Here is a 21,216-nt window from a genome sequence, read left to right as displayed (position 1 = left end):
CGCGTGAGGGCCAATAAGGGAAGGGGAGGCTTTTGATGACTGGCAAAATTCCAAAGAGACACAGAAGGGAAGCCGCCTGGTGCTATGCGTTCATGCTGCCGGCCATTGTCCTGTTCCTCCTGTTTCAGGGATGGCCGATCGTCGCCAGTGCCTATTATTCTCTCTTTGACTGGAGTGGGATCGGGGAAAATTTCAAATACGTGGGACTGGAAAACTACCTGGGCGTGCTCAAGGACAGCTATTTCTGGTCGGCTTTAAAGAACAATTACTATTTTACGGTCTGCGTCGTCCCGCTGCAGATGATCATCGGGCTGATCTTTGCGGTGGTCCTCAATGAGGGGAACGATAGGCTGTGCAACGCCTACCGCACGGTCTATTTCCTTCCCGTGGTCACCACGGCCGCGGTTATCGGGATCATCCTCTCGTTCCTCTTCAGCTTTGACGGGCCGGTCACCTATCTGCTCAGCTCTTTGGGGCTGTGCGACCCGGGCCACGGGTGGCTGGCCGATGCGTCCACGGCGATGAATACCGTGGTGGTGATCTATGTGTGGAAGAACGTGGGGGTCAGCATGGTCTACTGGCTGGCGGGGCTGCAGTCCATATCCAGGGACCTGTATGAGGCGGCCAAGATCGACGGGTGCGGCAGCTTCAAGCGCTTTCGCTACATAACGGCGCCGCTGCTCCTCCCGATCGGCGCGGTGATTTTTCTGCTGAACATCATCAGCTCCCTAAAGCTGTTCGACCTGGTCAAGACCCTGACGGACGGCGGGCCGTTTTTTAAGACGGACGTCATCGCCCTGTACATTTACCGCTATGCCTTTTCCAGCACGATGGGCGTGCCGCGCCTGGGCTACGCCTCTTCGGCGGCGATGGTGTTCGGAGCGATCACCATCGTGATCGCCCTGATCGTCTCGGGCGCCGCCGGCGCCGTCAAAAAGCTGACGCAAGTTTAAAAGGGGGGAGAAGATGCGTCTCGATTTGAATCGTACCAACACCCTGGCCAGGAGGCGGCGCTGTTTGATAGGCGTTATCAAATACGCCGTCCTGACGGCGGTGGCGCTCATATGGGTCTATCCGTTCGTCTGGATGGTCTCCGCCTCCCTCAAAACGAACAATGAGATTTTTGCCGATAAGCTCAGTTTGATCCCCCAGGCCGTCCAATGGGACAATTATGTGCGGGCCTGGAAGAACGCCAACTTCAGCCAGTATTTCGTCAACACCATCCACATCACCTTTTTCACAGTCGTGATCGTCCTGATCGTGACGATGATGATGGGCTACGCGCTGGGGCGCTTTCGCTTCCCGGGGAAGCGCGCGGTCATGGGCGTGATCGCCGCCTCCATGTTTATCCCCATGGGCTTCAACCTGATCCCGGTGTTTCGCCTGATCAAAAATATGGGCCTGATGAACAGCCGTTGGGGCGTCATCCTGGCCCAGGTGGGGTCGCTCAACGTGGTCTTTGTCATGATGTTTGCCAGCAGCTTCGCGCAGATCCCTAGGGAGCTGCACGAGGCGGCCCTGATCGACGGGTGCGGGTTTTTGCGGATTTTTTTGCAGATCATGGTGCCGCTGTCCAAGCCGATCATCGGCAGCGTGGTCATCATGCAGACCATCTGGTCCTGGAGCGAGTTTTTGCTCCCGCTGGTCCTGACCCTCAACAGCGCTTCGCTTCGCACGCTGGCGGTGGGGCTGTATTCGCTCAAGGGCGAGATCATGCTGGACTGGACGGGGCTTGCGGCAGGGGCGGCCATCGCGCTGCTGCCGATCATCGTGGTGTTCGTATTTTTGCAAAAATATTTTGTCGACGGCATCTCCGGCGCGGTCAAGGGATAGTATGCCGTATATTAATTCTAAAAAGGGGAGTCACAAGTCATGCAAAAAGAAATCATGGAAATCAACCGTCAGCTCGAAGAAATCCGCGCCGCCCTCGCGGGCAAGGAATTTGACAGCCTTTTCTTTACCGGCTGCGGCGGGGGGCTGCAATATACCGAGCCCAGCAGGTACGCAGCGGCGGCCCAGTCCAAGAGGCTGCGCGTCTACGGCATGCCTGCGGCGGAGCTTATGGCGATGGACCCGGCCTGTCTTGGCGAACGCTCGATCGTCATCGTCTCCTCCTTAAACGGCGTCATGCCCGAGGCGGTGCAGGCGCTGCGGTGGGCCAATGAAAAGGGCGCGTTCACCATCGGCACCACCGCATTCCCGGGCACGCCGGTGGACCGGGAATCCAAGACGTCTTTGATCTATCAGGAGGCGCGCGGCGCGCATCCGTACACCCAGATGTACGGGATCACCCTGCTGATCACCTTCACCATTTTGGATGTTCTGGAGGGGAACCGTACGATCGGCCGCCTCCCGGGACAGATGGAGCGCCTCGATGCGCTCTGCGCCAAGGCGGGTGAGGTTTATGGAGGGGAGAAGCTCGACGAGTTTATAGCGCGGTTCGCGAGCAAGAATATGATCTATGTCGTGGGCAGCGGCCCCAACTATGCCAACGCCTATTACCTGGCCACCTGCTACCTGTTGGAAATCCAGTGGATGGACGCCAGCCCGATCAATTCGGCGGAGTTTTTCCACGGCTGCCTCGAGATCGCGGACCGCTACTCCAACTTCGTCATGCTGGTGGGGGTGGGCGCGTCCCGGAAAATGGACGAGCGTGCGCGCGACTTCATCGACCGCTTTTGCGACGGGATGTTTGTCGTCGACGCCGCGGACTACGATCTGTCAGCGATCGACGACGACCTGAAGCCCTATATTGCCCAGATCATCACCCACTATCTCATTGCGAGCGTCTTTATGCCCAGGCTCGCCGAGGCGAGGCACCATTCCCTGGACCGCCGCCGCTACTACGGGAAGATGGAATATTGATGGCAAAAAAGTAAGGCCGCGCTGCAAAAGGGTCTGTTTCTGGTTCATGCCCCTGGTACGCCGGGGGCATAGCTTTAGGGCCGATTGAGGGAGCGATGCAGATGATAAAACTAAAGATCGAATCCATGGGGAACGCGGGCCGCGGGGAGCTGGAGGCGCTCTGCGGCGCCGGCGCCCGGCTGCTGCCGGGGCTGTGGGCCGGAGACGAACGGTACCGGGACAGCATGGGCTGGCTGGACCCGGAGGAGTGGGCCCCGCCCGTCCGGGTGGAGCAGCTGCAGGGGAAGGCAAAAGAGGTGCGAGAGAAAGCGCAGTCCCTTGTCCTGATCGGGGTCGGCGGCTCCAACAAGGCGGCGAGGGCCCTCGTCACGGCTCTGGAGCCCGAAGGGATACCGATCGTCTATGCGGGGAACACGCTGTCCCCCCACAGCATGCGGCAGGTGATAGGCCAGTTGGAGGGGAAATCCTTCTACATAAACGTCATTGCCAAAAACTTCGAGACGCTGGAACCGGGTGTGGCTTTTCGCACCCTGCGGGCGGTGCTGGAGGGACGCTATGGCGGGGGAGCAGCAAAACGCATTTTGGTGACCGGCACGCCGGGCAGCCGGCTGCAGGAGATGGCCGGGGAAAACGGCTACGATTTTTTAACATTTCCGGATAATATCGGGGGCCGTTATTCGGCGCTTTGCGACGTGGGGCTCTTCCCCATGGCGGCCGCCGGGGTGGACATTGCGCAGGTGGTGCGCGGGGCCGTCGAAATGTGCTGCGCCCTGCGCACCGACGGCAGCCCCCAAAACCCCGCGGTGCGGTATGCGGCGTTTCGGAATCTATGGTACCAGCAGGGCAAGCGCCTGGAGATGCTCTCCATCTTTGAGCCGCGCCTGGGGTATCTTGGCGAATGGTGGGTGCAGCTGTTCGCTGAAAGCCAGGGCAAGCGCGGGATGGGACTGTTCCCGGTTCTCTCAAAATATTCGGAGGACCTGCACTCGGTCGGACAGTATGTACAGGAGGGCGCTCCCATCCTTTTAGAAACCTTTTTGCAGGTCGAGGACCCGGAAGCCGACGTGAGCGTGCCGCCGAGCCCTGTCCAGGACGGGTTTCAGTACCTGGAGGGCAAGGATTACCGCTTCCTCAACCGCGCCGCCGAGGAGGCGACCATGCAGGCCCACTCCTCCCGGCTGCCCTGCCTCAGGCTCTCTGTCCCGAGGATCGATGCCTATCACCTGGGACAGCTGCTTTATTTCTTTGAATTCAGCTGCTACCTGTCCAGCGAGATGCTGGGGGTCAATCCGTTTGACCAGCCGGGGGTGGAGGCCTACAAGCAGGCCATGTCCAGACGGCTGAGGGGCGAAGCCATCTGAGCGGCGCCGGGGCGCACTGGACGGTTGCGGCACGCAGCCGCCGGGAGGACAAGAAATGAAATACATCTATACCAATTTAAAGCGCTTTGACATCCCTGTACGGCTGGCCGGGGTAAACAGGCTCGCCCCGGCCGGCTGCTGGGGGGCGCAGATTGTCGAGCGGCTGCAGGACGAAATAGAGCGGTATTCCGGGAAGGCGCGGTTCACCTTCTTTTTCCCGGAGGCACACTTGATCACAGCCGCAAACGCAAAAAGGCTGGGCTCCCCGCTGCAGATCGGCTGCCAGGGCGTCTGCCGCGAGGATGTGGCGCCCGGCGGCAATTTCGGGGCGTTCACGACGAACAGGCCGGCGGCCGCGGCAAAGGCACTGGGCTGCGGGGCCGTATTGATCGGCCACTGTGAGGAACGCGCGGACAAGGCGGGGATTTTGGCCGAAGCGGGCGTGTCAAACGAGGGGGCGGTCAACCGGATTTTAAACCAGGAAATCCGGGCCGCGGTGGGCAGAGGCCTCGACGTGCTTTACTGCATAGGGGAAAGAGCCGAACAGCAGGAGCGCTGGCAGGAGGTGCTCGCCGGGCAGCTGGAAATTGGACTGCGGGGCGCTGGTGGCGGACACATCGCCATCGCCTATGAGCCGGTCTGGGCCATCGGCCCCGGGAAAGCGGCGCCGGACCGGGATTATATCCAAAGGGCCGCGCGCTTCGTTAAAGAGGCTACCGGCGGCTTGCCGGTGGTATATGGGGGCGGGCTCAAGGATCAGAACGCCGCCATGCTGGCTTCCATCCCGGAAATCGACGGCGGGCTGATCGCCCTCACGCGGTTTTCGGGCGAGATCGGGTTCTATCCCGAGGAATACCTGCAAATCGTGCGCCGGTACCTGGGGGAATGAGAAAGGGGGACTTTTGTTGCAGCTGGAATTTGAATACGGCCATGGCCTTATGAAGGCGCGGCTGCCCGACACGACCGACATCTTTATCCCCGGGGAGACGGTACCCGATCCCCCGCATATCCCGGAGGACCAGGTGAAGGAAGCGACTTGGGACAGCATACGCAATCCCATCGGAATGGAGCCACTGTCAAAGCCGGCTCATAAGGGCTCCAAATGCGTCATCATCTTCCCCGACCGGGTGAAGGGCGGGGAGCAGGAAAGCGCGCATCGCAAGGTGAGCATCCCGATCGTCCTCGAGGAGCTTTACGCCGCCGGGGTGGAGAAGCGGGACATCCTGCTCCTCTGCTCCAACGGCCTGCACCGGAAAAACACCGAGAAGGAGCTTCTGGGCATTCTGGGCCAACCGCTCTTCGATGAATTCTGGCACAGCGGGCAGATCGTCAACCATGACAGCGAGGACTGGGACCACCTCGTCGACCTGGGCCTCACCCCGCGCGGGGACCCGGTAATCATGAACAAATATGTCTACGACGCCGACGTCGCCGTGCTGATCGGACACGTCCAGGGGAACCCCTATGGGGGCTATTCCGGCGGTTATAAGCACTGCGCCACCGGGATCACCCACTGGAGGAGCATCGCCTCCCACCATGTGCCAAGCGTCATGCACCGGCCCGAATTCGTGCCGGTGAGCGGCGGGAGCCTGATGCGCACCAAGTTCGATGAGATCGGGATGTACATGGAGAAGAGGATGGGGAAAAAGTTTTTCTGCTGCGATGCGGTGCTCGACAGCGATTCCCGGCAGATAGCGGTTTTTTCCGGCTATGCGGCGGCGATCGAGCCGCTCAGCTGGCAGGTGGCCGACCGGCGCACCTACGTCCCCTGGGCGCAGAAAAAATACGACGTGCTGGTCTTCGGTATGCCCCAGTCCTTCCACTACGGCGACGGGATGGGCACCAACCCCATCATGCTCATGCAGGCGCTTTCCGCGCAGGTTATCCGCCATAAGCGGGTGATGAGCGATCGCTGCGTTATCATTTGCTCATCGACCTGCAACGGGTTTATGAACGAGGCGCTCTGGCCCTACCTCCCCGCACTCTACGAACAGTACCAGCGCGACGGCATGCAGACCCTGCCCGACCTTTGCCGGCTGGGGGAGTACTATGCCACCGACGGGGAGTATATCCGCCGGTACCGCTACGCCAATGCGTTCCATCCCTTCCACGGCTTTTCGATGGTCAGCTGCGGGCACCTGGCCGAGCGGCACACCGCGGCCATCTATCTGGTGGGGGCCGAGCAGCCCGGCCTGGCGCGGGGGATGGGGCTCAAAACCCGCGCCACCTTCGAGGAGGCGCTGGAGGATGCCAAGCAAAAATATGTGGGGGAAACCCCCAATATCCTCGCCCTGCCGAAGACCTTTACCAGGGCGGCGGTGCACCTGTGCCTCAAGGACCGGGAATACCCGGGCACCGTCAGCAGCACGCTGGCGGAGCTGTCCCACCAAGCGGAGGTACCCTGATATGGAAAACAACATGTTGATCATTCATGGCGGCGCCCCCACGACTGTGATGAACGCCTCCCTGTACGGTGCGGTAATGGAGGCGAAAGACAGCGGGAAGGTCACGGCCGTGTTGGGCGCGCGCGGCGGGGCGCTGGGGGTGCTCCGGGAGGATTTTATCCGGTTGGACAACATCCCGGAGTATGCCCTTCGCGGACTGCTGAGAACCCCCGCCTCGGCCATCGGCACCTCCCGGGACCATTTGAAGCCGGAGGATTACGGGCAGATGGCGCGGGTCCTGCGCGAGCGCCACATTGGATATGTCCTTTACAACGGCGGCAACGGCTCGATGGATGCCTGCGGGAAGCTGGCCAGGGCCTGCGCCGGCGCGGGGATATGCGTCGTGGGGATCCCCAAGACCATCGACAACGACCTTGCCGTGACCGACCATGCCCCCGGCTTCGGCAGCGCGGCGCGCTACCTGGCGGCGACGGTGCGGGAGGTGTCCGAGGACGTGCGTTCCCTGCCGATCCATGCCTGTGTGATCGAGGCGATGGGGAGAAACGCCGGCTGGCTGGCTGCCGCCTCCGCCCTGGCGCGAAGCGGGGAGGGGGACGGCCCCCACATGATCCTCTGCCCGGAGGCGCCATTCGAGGAGGAGGCGTTCTTAAGCGAAGTTGAAAGGCTGGCACGGCGGCACGGCGGAATTGTGATTGTGGCCAGCGAAGGGCTGTGTCATAAGGATAAAAAACCGGTCGTCGAGCCGGTATTCCGGTCGGGCCGCTCGGTCTACTATGGCGACGTCAGCGCACACCTCTGCTCTCTGATCATTCGGAACCTGGGGATCAAGGCGCGCGGCGAGAAGCCGGGGATCTGCGGGAGGGCATCGATCGCCTGGCAGTCCGGCGTCGACAGGCTTGAGGCCGAATTGGCCGGGCGGGAAGCGGCCAAGGCCGCGCTAAGCGGGCATACCGAGGTCATGGTGGGTTTTGAGAGGAGGCCGGGCGGCGCATACCGGATCGTCCCCAGCCTGATCCCGATCCGGGAGGTCATGCTCCACGAACGCACGCTGCCCAAAGAGTATCTCGCCCCCGGGCAAATGGACGTCACCACAGCATATCTGGACTGGTGCCGGCCTCTGGTGGGGGAGCTGCCGGATGACTTTTTCAGGATTCCGGCATGAGCGAAAACAGGTCCGCAGGAGTACCCTCCTGCGGACCTGTGGCCTATGCTTTCTCCGATTCATTTTTATTGTAGCGGTGCATGAGCTTCTTATGCACCATGATCCCAAGCAGGGAGACGGCTCCCATCACCGCGAAGATCAGCACGGTGCCCCAGAGGTTGCCGCTGATCAGGGTGGCGCCCGCCCAGGTGGAGCTCAAAATCGAGGGGATCCGCGCGAAACAGGCGATGAAGAGGAAGCGGGTCGGCTTGATCGGCGTGATCCCCGCCACGTAGGTCAAAATGTCCTTGGGGGTGCCGGGGATGAAAAACAGGATGAAGGTGATCGTCTCGAGCCGCTCGGTATTCTGCAAAAAGCGGTAGCCCCGCAGCTTTTCCTCTCCAAAGACCCATTTGATGAGCGCGCTGCCCAGCAGCCGCACCGCCCAGAAGACGATCAGCGAGCCGATCAGCACCCCCAGCATGCAGGTCAGCAGCCCGCCCCAGGTGCCGTAGAGCACCCCGGTCAGCACCTCGACCGGCTCGCCCGGAATGATGGCCACCACCACCTGCACCACCTGCAGCCCCAGCACCATCAGCCAGCCGAGCACCCCCAGCGAGGAGACCCATTCCTGGAAGCGCGCCTGCGCCTCAGGCTTGGAGAGGGCTGAAAAATAAGGCCATAGCCAGAGAGTGATTCCCGCCATCAGCAGGGCCAGAATCACGACTGCGATCAGCAGAAATGTTTTTTTCTTTTTATCCGGTTGTCCTTCCATCTCGGTCCCCCAAATTTACACATCATTCTGATACTAGACTATACCATAAATGGGACGGTATTCGCAACCGCGTGTGAACAATATGAAAACATCCGGCGCTTTTCTTTTGCAGGGAAATATACTATAATGGTATCCAGTACAGCACAGGAAAGGTTGGGGTGTTTTGCAGGGGAATATTTTCACCGCGGGGGTCGCGCCCGGCGCGCCCACCAATGATTTTGAGATAAAATTTTTGATCTGCCACCTGCTCGAGCAAGCGGGGGAGCCGGTCACCTTCGGGCAGCTGGCCACCACGTTTCAAAAGACGGGGTACGTCAACTATTTCGAGTTCTCCTCCCTGATGAGCGAGATGCTCGAGCAGGGGCATCTGCGCATGCTCGGGGAGGGCGGCATGGCCTACGAGCTCACCGAGCACGGGCGAAGCACGGCGAAGCAGTTTTACAAGGATGTGCCCCTCGCGGTGCGGGAGCGCTGCGAGCGGGAGCTTCAGCGCCAGCTCACCCTCGGGCGGCGCATGCGGGAAAACAGCGTCGTGATAAGACCCGAGGGGGACGGCTACGTCATCACCTTGGAGATACCGGACATCGGCGCATCGCTGATGAAGCTCTCTCTCTTCGTCCCCACCAAGGAGCTCTGTGAGCAGGTCAAACGGCGCTTCCTCAACGACCCGCAGCTCACCTATAAGGGGGTCATCGCTCTGGTGACCGGGGACCTTGGGACGGTGGGCAGCCTGATCCCCAGCGGGGAAGAGCTTTTCGACTAACAGATTCTGGCAAAATAGGCGGACAAACCTGTTAAACTTTGGTCAAATTTGCAAAATTTTTTGGTTTGTGCTATAATTCACCTTACGAATGAGGAAAGGGGTTGCGACACAGGTGAAATACACCATCTCCACCGGGTCCTCCATGGCGGTCATCGACAGCTTTGGGGCGCAGCTTCTGTCCCTGCAGGACGTGCTGGGCAACGAGTACCTATGGCAGCGCGATCCGCAGTTCTGGGCCAAGACCGCGCCGGTGCTGTTTCCGGCGGTCGGGGAGCAGAAGGGCGGCAAGGCCGTTTTTTCGGGCGTGGCATATGATATGCCCCGCCATGGCTTTGCGCGGGACAACGAATTCGAGGTCTGTGCGCAGGAGAAGGATGCGATCAGCTTCCTCCTTCGCGACAACGAGCAGACGCGCCGCATGTATCCGTTCGGCTTCGAGCTGGTGGTAGGCTTCAAGCTGGGCGGCGACGGGCTCGAGACGCGCTACACCGTCAAAAACACCGGGGAGGGGGAACTGCCGTTTTGTATCGGCGGCCATCCCGCTTTTAACTGTCCCGTTTACGAGGGCGATGTGTTTAGTGACTATGAGCTGCGCTTCGAGAAGCCGGAAACGGTGCGCTGCCCGGTGTTCGAGGGCGGGCTGATGAATTTTTCAAAGGCGTACGACCTGCTGAGCGGACGGGATGTCCTGCCGCTGAGCTATGATCTGTTCGACGGCGATGCACTGGTTTTCGACGGTATCATTAGCCGCCGGATCACCCTCATCAGCCGCCGCAGCCGCAGGGGGGTCCAGTTCGACTTTGGAGACTATTCCACCGTCGCGTTCTGGACGCCGCCGCACAAACAGGCGCCGTTTCTCTGCTTTGAGCCATGGTTTGGGATGGCGGGCAGGGACGATGACAAAGGCGAGGAGTTTAGAGATAAAAAAAATTGCGTAAAGCTGGCCCCTAACGGGGAGTGGAGCGCGGCTTACTCCGTCACCTTTATCTAAGGGCGTAAATTTGGTTTATGGTTTTGGAGGTTTTATGAAGAAGTTTATGTACTATCTCATGATGCTCAATACCTTCGTCGCTGCGATCGCACTGGCGGTGGTTTTCATCATGGGGAACAGTTCCCTGCCCAGTATTGTGCTGGCATTGCGCGGCGCGCTGGTGGTGACCGGCGTCGTGCTGGTCGTCAAGCGTTATGTATCGTGGGTGCGCCGCAGCGAGATCACCGGTTTTTACATCGCGGAGGCCGCGATCGCCGTGTTCAATCTGATTTTCCTGTCGGTTTTCTTTCCGGTGGACGTCTCCTTCTTTGAGTATGCGATCACCGGCACGCTGATCACCCCGATCCTCAATCTGGCGCTGGTTTTCCTGCTGCGCAAGACGAACAAGTACGTTACCTTCGAGAATGTGACCGAGCCCGCCGAGGCCGCCCAGAGGGTTCCCTCCCAGGTGCTGGTCTCCCAGGCTGCCAAGTAAGCATTTTAAAACGAGCGGCCCCACATATGTGGGGCCGCTTTTTCTATGATTGGTTCCTGGCAAAGCCCTGTCAGTGGTCAAACACCCGCAGCACCGGGTGTTTTAGGGACTCGTCCCACCGCCAGACCGAGTCAAAATCAAAGCCCGCATAGCTCGACTGCTGCTGCATCTGCGCATGGCTCAGCGCAGTGGCCCCGGCGTTGGTATTGGTGGTAAAGGCATAGGATGCCGAACCGGAGAGCCAATATGTGTTGAGAACGTTGAAAGAAGAGTAAGGAGCGCTCCACGCGACCCCGGATTTTACCTTGGAAGTCACAATTTGCACCGGTTTTGTAAAGCAGTTTTCTAAATAAAGATTGTCTATTGCATTCCCGATCATCCCGCCGACATTGGTATAACCTGTGACCGAGACATCATAAACGTAGCAGTTGGAGGCTTTGATCGACGAGCCCATTGCGCTCAGTGGTCCGAAATTGGTGGATTGACCACTGATTGTCCCGTTCTGCACGAAGCATTGCGAGAGGACGAGGTTGGAGTTGGACGAGCAGATGGGGGAGTTGGAAGTCGAAAAATCATTGATCCCGAAGTTTGAGAGGGAGAGGTTGGCGGCGTCTCCGAAGACGGAACCCCCGCCGGAGGGTTTAAATCCGGTCAGCAGGTGCCCATCCCCGTCGTAGCTAATGCTGCTGATGCTGCGCGCCGGCCAGGAGGTGCCGTCGTAGGCGATGTCGCATATCTGCCGAAAATAGGCTGGCTGCGTACTGGAAGCTCCGCTGTGCTGCGCGACGTGCTCGAGCTGGGCAGCGTTGGTCACCAGATAGGGCGAGGCGGCGCTGCCGTCCCCGGCCAGCAGCGCCCCCGCCGCCCCGGGATGCCCGCAGTTGGCGCTGGCGTCAAACGTAATTCTTTTTGTATAGGGCCGGTCCAGTCCTGCGCGAAGGGGATCCACATTGGCGGTCACCTCCAGCGTATAGGTCTTGACCTGGGCCGGATCGCAGGCGAAGGGGAGGAACACCGTCTGCGGGGATGGAATATCCAGCGTCTGGCTCAGCTGCAAAACATCCCCGTCGTAGACGGTGAAGGTGTAGCTGCTGGTGCGTGGGGAAGGGGTAAAGGGGATTTTGATTCCATATCCCTGCGCGTTGTCCGCCATAGCTGCGGTATCCGCAGCTTGCGCGGGCAGGCACAGAAAAAGGGCGGCACCGGTAAGGGCGAGCAGTCTGCCAATCCCTGTTTTCAAGGCTTTCGACCTCCTTGGAAAAGACCGCCAGATAGGGAAACCAGGGGTCAAAACGGGATAGGGAGGAGGAGAAAAAGAGGAATTTTGCTTGAAACTCCTTCCAGAATCGGATATAATTAGGATAAGAGTTCCAGCGTCTGGAAGAAATTCCACCGCCGCTCGAACAAAAACAGGATAGGATGACCGTTAGCTTCCCTAGCTAACGGTCATTTTTGCCACCGGAGCGAAAGGCCGGGAGCGCATAATTGCGCTCCCGGCCTTTCGCTTGAGAAAAATATAAGAAGGGTAAAAGAGGAGGTGTGGTTTGGGTGGCCGGGCCAATTGCCCTCGCCGGCATAGATAGAGGGAAGAAACTCCGTGCGTTTTCCGTTTTGCACCCACGGGAGAAGAATTGGAAACCCTGTTTTCAATTCTTTGTTAGGGCGCAACTACTGGTATGTATAAGCACAGACCCTGCGCGCCCTTTAGGCGGCTTCGTGCAGCATCATCGCAAAGACGGTGATGTCGTCGTCATGCACCTCGCTGCGGCGCAGCTTGGCCAAGGTGGCGATCCGCTCGCAGAGCGCCTGCATGTTTTCGCTCCCGAAGCGCTCGAGCTCGTCGAGCACCCATTCCTCGCCGGTCTGGGTCACCCCGTCCGAAACCAGCACGATGATGTCCCCGGCGCTCAGCTGGAGGGAGGTTTTTTCAAATTCAACCGAGTTGAGGATCCCGGCGGGCAATGAGCTTGACTCCACATATCCCACCTTGCCGCCCTTGCGCAGATAGCTGGGCGCCGCTCCCGCCTTATACAGGGTGACGCTGCCGCGGTACAGGTCGGTGCTGCAGATGTCCACCGTGGCCAGCGACTCGTCGCCGGATTTGATGAGCATGGCGGAGTTGACCAGCTTTAAGGTGGCTTCCAGCCCGACCCCGGCCTCGGCCAGGCGGCTGATCAGGGCGGTGGCCATCGAGGAGTCGATGGCCGCCAGGCTCCCATTGCCCATCCCGTCGCTGAGGATGGCATAGCTGGAGCCGCCGTGCTCCTCGAGGTATTTGAAGCTGTCACCGCAGAGCTTTTTCCCGCTCGCCGAGATTTGCGACACGCCGTAGCTGAGCTTATATCCCGGCCGTTCGTAGAAGGTGAGGACCAGCAGATCGTCCCGTTCGCTGACCTCGGGCAGATCGAAATCCCGGTCGCAGATTTCCCCGAAATCGAAGGTCAGCTCGGTTTTGTCCAGGTTTTTCGAGAGTGAGGGGAAGAGCCCGAGCTCGATGACGATATGCCCGCCCTCGTCCTCGTAGCAGCTCAGCGACCGGGTGCGGATCCCCCGGCGGCTGAGATATTCCCGCACCCGCAGGCAGGTCTGCTCGTCCTGCACGGCGATCCTGGTGATCTCACTCGAAATGTCCGAGATCAGCCGCTCGATCCCGCCCCATTGGTCGAGCACGATCGAGCGCAGCTGGGCGCTTTTCGAGTATTGCGCTTCCTGGCGCCGCTGCTCGTTGTAGCAGCTGGTGAGCGCGAAGAGCAGCTCCTGCGGGTCCCGGCATACGGTGCGCAGCGGCTCGGGCATGCACTCCAAGGTCAGCAGCTTGCCCTGGCGCAGGCGGGACTGCATATCGTTGAGGGCCGAGGAGGTGTCGTTGAAATTTTGCTGCCAGCAGTCGCCGCGCTGCGGGCAGCTGCGGCAGACCCGCTCGGCGGCGGCCGCGTTGATGTCGGTGATCGGCTTTAAGCATTCCTGTAGGCGGTTTGCCACCTGCTGGGTGATGACTGCTACGTCGCCAATCGCTTTTTTGGTGTGATAGAGCCGGCCGAGGATGATGTTCTTGACCGAATCGGCGGACATGGTTTGCAGTCCCGAGGCGCTGAGGGTCAGCTTCTGGAAGAGGGACTGGGGCAGCAGGACGAAGATCACGCTGGCGATAAACACCTCGACCACCGGCGCGAGGGTCACCGGCTGTACCAGGGCCGCCAGGGCGGTGGCAACGCCGTTGACCACAACCAGCGCCGCGGCACAGCCGAAGCGTCCGAAGGAGGAGAAGACCCCGGCCATCAGTCCGCCGAAGCCGAAAGAGCCCATCATGAAGGCATAGGCGGTGTCGCTGAGCGCACAGGCCACCCCGGCGGTGACTCCGCCGATGGACCCGCCCGCCTCGCCCGCCTTGAGCGCGCAGGTCAGCACCACCAGAACCGCCACGATCCGCCCGAGGGAGACCTCGCCCACCCCCAGCGGACAGAGGGCCACCACCAGCAGCCCGAAGGCGATTACCACGCAGCTCAAATCACTCTGCCGCAGCGGGACGGCGTCCTGCCGGTCCAGCACGCTCAGGGTGCGCGCGAAGAAGTAGGTGCTTCCGCCCGCGAGCAGTACCTCGGACAGGCAGAGGACCAGCTGATAGGTTTGCGGCACGCCGCCGACAAAGCTGACCGCCATCCCTGTGATCCCGATGGCGAGCCCGGAGAGCAGGGCGGAGATGACCCGGCTGCGCTGCAGGCGCCCCTTGCCGCTCAGCGCCCATTTGACGGCCCCGACGATCAGGATGGCCGCGATGTACTTCATTTTGAAGGGGAGGGCGGGGGCCGCCAGGGTGCCGAGCACCGCCCCGAGCACCGCCGCGAAGGTGTGGTCCCCCCGCACCGCCGCGCAGATGGCCACCCCGAACGGGGCGATTTGATAAAAGAGGACGCTGTCCGAGAGCAGGAAGGAGAGCACTCCCACCCCGAGATAGCTCAAAATGTCGCTGTAGCTGCGCAGCCGGCCGAGGAACCTGTCCGCAAATGAGAGACCGATGATGTCAGAACTGTTTTTCAAGACTTACTTCCCCCTAAGATGTTTTGTAAATCCGGTGGAGAATGCTGCGCCGACAAACTTTCCGGTATATTTTCGTGCGGCGGCGCATATACTTCTAAATTAGAGTATAAGCGGCGGGACTGGAAAAGTTTGTAAAATGAAGCGGTCGGCAAAGCGGGCATGCGCACCCATTTTGGGGAACGGTGGCGCAGCGCTTGACAAAAGGCGAGAAGAGGGCGTAAAATAAACAGGCGAATGGGCGGTATCGGCCCGAAAAAATGTGCCGTCATGGCGAAATCTTTGTATGGGCGCAAGTCTTGCAGGCGGCAAAATAATGATCAATTCGGAGGGTTTTCATAACCATGACATGTGAAAAAGTACGTACCCGGTTTGCCCCCAGCCCCACCGGCTATATGCATGTGGGAAATCTGCGCACCGCGCTGTACGCCTACCTGGTGGCCAAGAAGGATCACGGTACCTTTATCCTGCGGATCGAGGATACCGACCAGGAGCGGTACGTCGAGGGTGCGACCGACATCATCTATAACACCCTGCGCGAGACGGGGCTCATCTGGGACGAGGGGCCGGACATCGGCGGGCCGGTGGGTCCCTATGTGCAGAGCGAGCGCATGGGGATGTTCAAGGAATACGCCCTGCAGCTTGTCGAGCAGGGGAAGGCCTATTACTGCTTCTGCGACAAGGACCGCCTGGAGGAGGTCCGGGTGCTGCAGAAGGCCTCGGGCATGCCGCCCAAGTACGACGGCCACTGCCGGCATTTAAGCAGGGAAGAGATCGAGGAAAAGCTTGCCGCCGGGATACCCTACGTCATCCGGCAGAAGATGCCCGAGGGCGGTACCACCACCTTCCACGATGAAATTTTCGGAGACATCGTGGTGGAGAACGATTCGCTGGACGACCAGATCCTGATCAAGTCGGACGGCATGCCGACCTACAATTTTGCCAACGTCGTGGACGACCATCTCATGGGGATTACCCATGTGATCCGGGGCAACGAATACCTCTCCTCCGCGCCGAAATACAACCTGCTCTATGAGGCGTTCGGCTGGGATATTCCGGTCTATGTCCACTGCCCGCCGGTGATGAAGAACGCCACCGAAAAGCTCTCCAAGCGCAATGGCGACGCCTCTTATCAGGATCTGGTGGCGAAGGGCTATCTCACCCCGGCCATTTTAAACTACATCGCCCTGCTCGGGTGGAGCCCGAAGGGGGACCAGGAGATTTTCACCCTGGACGAGCTGACCCGCGAGTTCGACATCGCGGGGATTTCCAAGTCCCCGGCGATCTTTGACGTGCAGAAGTTGAATTACGTCAACGGCGAGTATATCCGCAAGCTCTCGCTCGACGCGTTCCATGAGAAGGCCCTGCCCTGGATTCGCCAGACGGTGAAGGGGGAGGTGGACACCAAAAAGATCGCGGCGCTGCTCCAGCCCCGCTGCGAGGTACTCTGCGACATCCCCGAGCAGGTCGATTTCTTTGACGCGCTTCCGGAGTATGAAAACGAACTCTACCTCAATAAGAAGATGAAGACCAACGAGGAGGTCTCCTTGCAGTCCTTAAAGGAGATTCTGCCGGTGCTCGAGGGGCTCTCGGATTTCAGCGAGGAAAGCCTGCACGACGCGCTCTTCGCGCTGATCGAGCGCCTGGGCGTCAAGAATGGGGTGGTGCTCTATCCGCTGCGGGTGGCGGTGAGCGGTAAGAAGTTCACCCCCGGCGGCGGGATCGAGCTGTGTGCGATCCTGGGGAAAGAGGAGTCCATTGCCCGGCTGAAGAAGGGCATTGAAAAGCTGAGCAAATAATAAAAAAAGACAGGGGGACCGCCTAAAAGGCGGTCCCCCTGGTTTATGGCGTCAGGTCCGGCAGGGCGGTGGCGGCTCCGTAGTCCTCGACCTTGTTGGGCAGGCCCGAACCGTCGCCGTAGACCTCGGTGAAGGCCTGCGGGACCTCGCCGACGATCACCGTCTCGGCGATCAAAAAGCGGGTGTCGATGTGCAGGGGGGTGCTGACCCCCGGCAGTACGGCGGTGACGTCCACCCCCACGGTGAGGTAGAGCTGGTGTCGGGTCTGGTTGATGCTCGACGAGGTGAATTCGCCCACGATGTCGGTGGCGACGGTGGAGGCGGGCACCACCTTTAGGTTGAGCTTCGGTCCGCGTCCGGAGAGCAGCGGGCTGTCGAGCAGGGTGCCGGCCGGGACGTAGAGGTTGTGAATTTCGTCTGCCTGCAGCGCCTCGATGATCCGGCCCGTAACCTGGGCCTTAAAGAGGTTGATCCGGCTGACGTCGGTTTCGATGGAGGTGACCTTGCCGTCCAAGTCGCGGCTGACGGCGACCAGGGATTCGTAGTCGATCCCGTCCTGGCGCAGCTCCCCTGTGACGGCGTTGTTGATCGCCTGGGTACAGACGTTCTGGGCGATGTAGCCGCTCATGGTGCGCACGATGGGGCGAACCTGCCTGTCGGCGTAGAAGAGCGAAGAAATCAGCAGCAAAGCGAGCAGGATCAGCCGGATCGAGCGCAGATGGCGCGCCTCGATTCTTGGTATGCGGTGCCAACGCCTGTGCCTCACGAAAATCACCTCCTAAGCCATTCTATTCTTTTGCCGCGCTTTGGGTGATTTTGGACGAAAAAGAGGCATAAAATGTTGCGTCCAGTTCATTTTTTGATTGCTTTGATTGATAGGATATTGTATAATAAATTTTAATGCGGACAAAAGGGGCGTCAAGCTATTGGGGATTCTGACTCTTTTCATGATTGCGGTAGGGCTGTCGATGGACGCGTTTGCGGTGTCGGTGACCAGCGGGATGTGCAATAAGTCGCTGAGCGTTTCAAAATCGGTTTACATAGCGGCAGTCTTCGGGATCTTTCAGGGGCTCATGCCCACCGCCGGGTTCCTGGCGGGCAGCGCGTTCGCCGGGCTGATCGGCACGCTGGATCATTGGATTGCGCTGATTCTGCTCGGGCTGATCGGGGGCAAGATGATCCACGATTCCTTTTCCCACGAGGAGGATGAAGTGCCCGAGCTCTTTTCCTATAAGCTGGTGCTGGCGCAGGGGGTTGCAACGAGCATAGACGCACTGGCGGTGGGGGTATCCTTTGCGGCTATGCGGGTGAATATCCTGCAGGCCGCGCCGTTTATCGCGGTGGTGACCTTTGTATGCAGCCTCGTTGGGGTGTATGTCGGCAAGTGCTGCGGCGGATTTCTTAAAAACAAGGCGGAGCTCTTTGGCGGCTGTGTGCTGGTGCTGATCGGGGTCAAGATTTTTGTGGAGCATATGTTCGGCTGATGGTGCAATTTGGCGAAAAAATCCTTGACATCCCGATGGCTGGATGTTATAATTGTGAGCGTTGAGTATGCGCCTTGGCCAATTGCAAGGAGGGCTCAAATCTCTATGCGGTAGTGCTGGAACTGGCAGACAGGCACGTTTGAGGGGCGTGTGTCTACGACGTACGGGTTCAAGTCCCGTCTACCGCACCAATGAGAAGGCCGTCGACTTTTGTCGGCGGTCTTTTGCTATGCCTGTGTTTATGCGAGTTTACGGGGTGTTGAAAATGGAAAAGTCCTATAATTCCACTCGAAAGCAAAATTGAGTGACAGGATTTCTAATAAATGCTATAATTCGATTATAATTAAGTACACTGCTCTAAAAAAGAGGGTGAATGAATATGGATGAAGAATTCGACATTCCATTACTGAATAATATTGCTGATGCCTTATCAATAACTAACGCTGAATTGCAAGCATACTTTGACGTGTTGTATGATGGCAATGTACACTATCCCTATCCAATCAAGCAGGTGATATTAAACTTATCATCATGTATGGAACTGCTCATCAAGTTTAGATTGCTGGAAGAACATTGGGCATTTCTTTTTGATGATATTAATAAGGCAAAGAAGCATAATCTTGATATTGGAAATTTTGTGAGTGTCAGTTTTGCCCACGGAATTGAAAGATTACAAAATTTATGCGGAATTGATACGCAAAAGTATTTTAATGCGTCACAGCAATTACAACGATATAGAAATAAAATTGTTCATTTTACCTTAAACGATAATTTTGGAGCTATACTAAACGCCATAGAGGGTAGTATAAGTGATATAAGTTTCTTCGCTTCTGACGAGATAGTCCCATATATTGAGAATTATGATGCAATTAAGGATATAGAGAATGAATTAAATGAACTCAAGACGTTTCAAAAAAACTTGCAAGCAGTTATTGCAGATAATAAATAGGTTATTCTAAAATGAACTGTAAATACAGCTTGCCGACTGCCTGTAAACCATTGATTTTACTGACTTTCTCTAAGTCCTGTAATTCCACTCCGACCAATTAAAATGGTATCCAAATGATAATATCATTTGGATACCATTTTGTTTTTCGTTTTACATTACGATGAAGAGTCCCCAGTGTTAACGGAGGTCCCTTCCAATATTTTCACAATGCAGGGGAGAATCTGCTTGCGAGATCACACCGGCAATTGTCCAGCCACCAATAAAAATTGCTTCCGCGTTCTTTCCGCTGGAATCTGTAAACGTCACCGGGCTATTCCCACAATGCCCTGAGATAGTAGGTGTCCGCCTCCAGGTTGAGGTACTCCCCGCAGTACCGCCAGGGGCTATGGTCCAACTCCTCCGGCATCTCCTCGTTGCCGAAGGCGTCGTAATCATAGATCTCGAGGGGGATTCCGTACCGGTCGGTGCGCTGCACCACATCCCCGTGGGCATTAAAGAGGTAGTACTCCTGCTGCTCGTCCAGCTTCCGCGCGATGATGGTCCCGTTCGCCTGGTACTCCGCCACCATTTCCGACCCATCCCAGATGTGGCTTCTTTTTGGCTTCCTTGAGCAGGTGGCTGCGCAGGTCATAGACTAGCTTTGCGCTAGCTGCTGCCAGCATTCTGGAGCGTGAAGTCCCAGCAGTTGCCGCTCCTGTTTTATAAAAAAGGACCGTTAGATTTGATCTAGCGGTCAACGTAATTATAATTATTTTTGAATTTAGCTTTTTCAACCATGTGCCTCCTTGCCTTGAATTTATAGCAGGATTATAATGACTATTAAAAAATTTGATGAAGTGCTAAAAAATGATGGATAACGGTTATTTTTTGCCTTGTGGTTCCTAGTGATGAAAGAGCAATGCGCTCTTATATTGATAATTAGGGGGAAACACAATGGCAAGCATGAACAAGACGGAACTGGGATTCAATCAATGGACCTTGACGGACAAACCCACCATGGACGACTTCAACGCCGACAATCTTTTGACCGACCAGCTGCTCAAGGAGCAGTATTCGGTGACGATGAAGGCCGCCGGCGAGGACAAGCTGAACGTGACCTGGAACGGCAGCACCACCCGGATCGGTGCGGAGGACCTCGACGTTGGGAGCTCGTTCTATGTAGGCAAGGACTACACGGTCTACAAAACGGACGGCGGATTCTTTATTTCTCTCGACGGTGACATCGCCCGCGCCCAAAGGATCGGCGGATTCCACTACGGTACCTGCCGCCGCGTCGATGAAAAGCTACGGCCGGTCAATCTGGCGGGCGAGGTTCGCGGTGAAGGGTGGGAAAGCAACGTCTACAACGGCATCCTGCCCCGCAGCGTATGGTACAAGGGGCACCGCCCGGCTTGCGACCCGAAGGGAATGGTGTACCTGGGAAACGGGACCTGGGTCGATATTTACCAATCCAGCGACGATGGAGATGGGGGCCTGCTATCGGCCTACAACCAACTGCCGTTGACCGGTACGGAGGGGCTCAACTGGTACGGATTCGTGGAGCGCGCCTTCGTGGAGGGGAAGCGGCTGCTGACCTATCAGGAGTTTTGCCAGATGGCGTTTGGCAGTCCCGGCGGGCTTGACGACAGCAACGAAAACGCTTGGTCGGCGAAGACGAATAGTGGGCGGCAGAAAACCGGGTACGTGGCGAACGCGGTCTCTTCCATCGGCTGCAGGGACGCGGTGGGGAATGTCTGGGAGTGGCTGGATGAGCATATCACCCGGTCAGAACATAACAAACTCAACGGAAATGGTACTTTTAGTTCGATAGATGGTGCACGCGCCGGAAAGGTTTATAACAATGGAAATGGCCACTATCATGCTACCAATGATGGCGTTTGGGGTTACGATACGGTATCGCCGTTTCCAGATGGATATGGAAACATCTACGAATATAATGACTATTCAATAGTTACTTTACGAGCTGGAGGAGGTCGGAATAGTGGAGAAAAATGTGGTGTAAATGCAGTTGGTCTTGATAGGGGGCCGTGGGTCATTGAAGCTGGTAGCGGCGCCCGCTGCGCCTGCAACAGCTTATAAATAAAAGCACCTAAATTCAAAAAGCACCTGGGCAGCCGCTTCCGGCTGTCCAGGTGCTTTTTATTTGCTCTTCTGATTTAAATAAATATAAAAA

General features: G+C 58.1%; 19 protein-coding genes and 1 tRNA gene. 15 read left to right on the top strand and 5 right to left on the bottom strand.

Annotated features, from left to right (window positions below):
- Positions 1 to 35 precede the first annotated feature (35 nt).
- The 7 genes from EDD78_RS06935 (at position 36) to EDD78_RS06905 (ending at position 7,793) form a co-directional block, all read left to right on the top strand.
- On the top strand, positions 36 to 953 hold the full coding sequence (locus tag EDD78_RS06935) for a carbohydrate ABC transporter permease (RefSeq protein ID WP_132084442.1): 918 nt from the start codon (positions 36 to 38) through the stop codon (positions 951 to 953).
- 64 nt (positions 954 to 1,017) lie between these two features.
- Positions 1,018 to 1,833, top strand: a complete 816-nt coding sequence (locus EDD78_RS06930; RefSeq protein WP_286170779.1) for a carbohydrate ABC transporter permease — start codon at positions 1,018 to 1,020, stop codon at positions 1,831 to 1,833.
- Between the two features lie 39 nt (positions 1,834 to 1,872).
- The gene (locus tag EDD78_RS06925; protein WP_132084440.1) at positions 1,873 to 2,865 is read left to right on the top strand and encodes a hypothetical protein; all 993 of its coding nucleotides are present in this window, start codon (positions 1,873 to 1,875) and stop codon (positions 2,863 to 2,865) included.
- A gap of 101 nt (positions 2,866 to 2,966) precedes the next feature.
- Positions 2,967 to 4,226 carry a phosphoglucose isomerase-related protein gene (locus EDD78_RS06920; RefSeq protein ID WP_165873138.1) on the top strand — a complete coding sequence of 420 codons (1,260 nt, stop codon included), beginning with the start codon at positions 2,967 to 2,969 and terminating at the stop codon, positions 4,224 to 4,226.
- Positions 4,227 to 4,281: 55 nt separating this feature from the next.
- A complete protein-coding gene (locus EDD78_RS06915) occupies positions 4,282 to 5,115 on the top strand; it encodes a triose-phosphate isomerase (RefSeq protein ID WP_132084438.1) in 834 nt (277 codons plus the stop codon).
- Positions 5,116 to 5,131: 16 nt separating this feature from the next.
- Positions 5,132 to 6,631: a lactate racemase domain-containing protein gene (locus tag EDD78_RS06910; protein ID WP_132084437.1), complete on the top strand. Its 1,500-nt coding sequence runs from the start codon at positions 5,132 to 5,134 to the stop codon at positions 6,629 to 6,631.
- 1 nt (position 6,632) lies between these two features.
- Positions 6,633 to 7,793, top strand: coding sequence for a diphosphate--fructose-6-phosphate 1-phosphotransferase (locus EDD78_RS06905; protein ID WP_132084436.1), 1,161 nt, complete (start codon positions 6,633 to 6,635; stop codon positions 7,791 to 7,793).
- Between the two features lie 43 nt (positions 7,794 to 7,836).
- Here the strand turns inward: EDD78_RS06905 and EDD78_RS06900 are convergent, their stop codons facing one another.
- The gene (locus EDD78_RS06900; protein ID WP_079699635.1) at positions 7,837 to 8,547 is read right to left on the bottom strand and encodes a TVP38/TMEM64 family protein; all 711 of its coding nucleotides are present in this window, start codon (positions 8,545 to 8,547) and stop codon (positions 7,837 to 7,839) included.
- A 163-nt stretch (positions 8,548 to 8,710) separates the two neighbouring features.
- Between EDD78_RS06900 and EDD78_RS06895 the strand changes: the two genes are divergently transcribed.
- From EDD78_RS06895 to EDD78_RS06885, 3 genes are all read left to right on the top strand, one after another.
- Entirely contained in the window at positions 8,711 to 9,310 is a 600-nt protein-coding gene (locus EDD78_RS06895) for a DUF4364 family protein (protein ID WP_079699634.1), read from the top strand.
- Positions 9,311 to 9,422: 112 nt separating this feature from the next.
- Positions 9,423 to 10,301 (top strand): aldose 1-epimerase family protein, encoded by an 879-nt coding sequence (locus EDD78_RS06890; RefSeq protein WP_165873137.1) that lies wholly within the window; start codon positions 9,423 to 9,425, stop codon positions 10,299 to 10,301.
- A gap of 34 nt (positions 10,302 to 10,335) precedes the next feature.
- A complete protein-coding gene (locus EDD78_RS06885) occupies positions 10,336 to 10,776 on the top strand; it encodes a hypothetical protein (protein ID WP_132084434.1) in 441 nt (146 codons plus the stop codon).
- A 70-nt stretch (positions 10,777 to 10,846) separates the two neighbouring features.
- Here the strand turns inward: EDD78_RS06885 and EDD78_RS06880 are convergent, their stop codons facing one another.
- Together EDD78_RS06880 and EDD78_RS06875 are read right to left on the bottom strand one after the other, a co-directional pair.
- Positions 10,847 to 12,016 carry a hypothetical protein gene (locus EDD78_RS06880; RefSeq protein ID WP_132084433.1) on the bottom strand — a complete coding sequence of 390 codons (1,170 nt, stop codon included), beginning with the start codon at positions 12,014 to 12,016 and terminating at the stop codon, positions 10,847 to 10,849.
- A 464-nt stretch (positions 12,017 to 12,480) separates the two neighbouring features.
- Complete coding sequence (locus tag EDD78_RS06875; RefSeq protein WP_132084432.1) at positions 12,481 to 14,814, bottom strand: SpoIIE family protein phosphatase; 2,334 nt, start codon at positions 14,812 to 14,814, stop codon at positions 12,481 to 12,483.
- Between the two features lie 341 nt (positions 14,815 to 15,155).
- Here EDD78_RS06875 and gltX point away from each other — a divergent pair, with 341 nt between their 5' ends.
- Positions 15,156 to 16,610, top strand: a complete 1,455-nt coding sequence (gene gltX / locus EDD78_RS06870; RefSeq protein ID WP_079699629.1) for a glutamate--tRNA ligase — start codon at positions 15,156 to 15,158, stop codon at positions 16,608 to 16,610.
- A gap of 43 nt (positions 16,611 to 16,653) precedes the next feature.
- On the opposite strand, the gene yunB is transcribed toward gltX, so the two are convergent.
- On the bottom strand, positions 16,654 to 17,376 hold the full coding sequence (yunB, locus tag EDD78_RS06865) for a sporulation protein YunB (RefSeq protein WP_165873136.1): 723 nt from the start codon (positions 17,374 to 17,376) through the stop codon (positions 16,654 to 16,656).
- A gap of 160 nt (positions 17,377 to 17,536) precedes the next feature.
- Between yunB and EDD78_RS06860 the strand changes: the two genes are divergently transcribed.
- The 3 genes from EDD78_RS06860 to EDD78_RS06850 all read left to right on the top strand — a co-directional run bounded on the left by EDD78_RS06860 (position 17,537) and on the right by EDD78_RS06850 (position 19,043).
- Positions 17,537 to 18,094, top strand: coding sequence for a manganese efflux pump MntP (locus tag EDD78_RS06860; RefSeq protein ID WP_079699627.1), 558 nt, complete (start codon positions 17,537 to 17,539; stop codon positions 18,092 to 18,094).
- Between the two features lie 107 nt (positions 18,095 to 18,201).
- Positions 18,202 to 18,285: transfer RNA gene (locus EDD78_RS06855), tRNA-Leu, on the top strand.
- 188 nt (positions 18,286 to 18,473) lie between these two features.
- On the top strand, positions 18,474 to 19,043 hold the full coding sequence (locus tag EDD78_RS06850) for a hypothetical protein (RefSeq protein WP_132084430.1): 570 nt from the start codon (positions 18,474 to 18,476) through the stop codon (positions 19,041 to 19,043).
- 310 nt (positions 19,044 to 19,353) lie between these two features.
- On the opposite strand, the gene EDD78_RS06845 is transcribed toward EDD78_RS06850, so the two are convergent.
- On the bottom strand, positions 19,354 to 19,611 hold the full coding sequence (locus EDD78_RS06845) for a hypothetical protein (RefSeq protein ID WP_132084429.1): 258 nt from the start codon (positions 19,609 to 19,611) through the stop codon (positions 19,354 to 19,356).
- 365 nt (positions 19,612 to 19,976) lie between these two features.
- On the opposite strand from EDD78_RS06845, the gene EDD78_RS06840 reads away from it, so the two are divergent.
- Entirely contained in the window at positions 19,977 to 21,122 is a 1,146-nt protein-coding gene (locus EDD78_RS06840; RefSeq protein WP_132084428.1) for a phage major tropism determinant, read from the top strand.
- The last annotated feature ends 94 nt before the right edge of the window (positions 21,123 to 21,216 follow it).

This window comes from Harryflintia acetispora, from assembly GCA_004340125.1.
GTDB classification, from domain to species: domain Bacteria; phylum Bacillota; class Clostridia; order Oscillospirales; family Ruminococcaceae; genus Harryflintia; species Harryflintia acetispora.
Note: the sequence above shows the minus strand (reverse complement) of the source record. Positions and strands in the feature narration are given on the sequence as shown.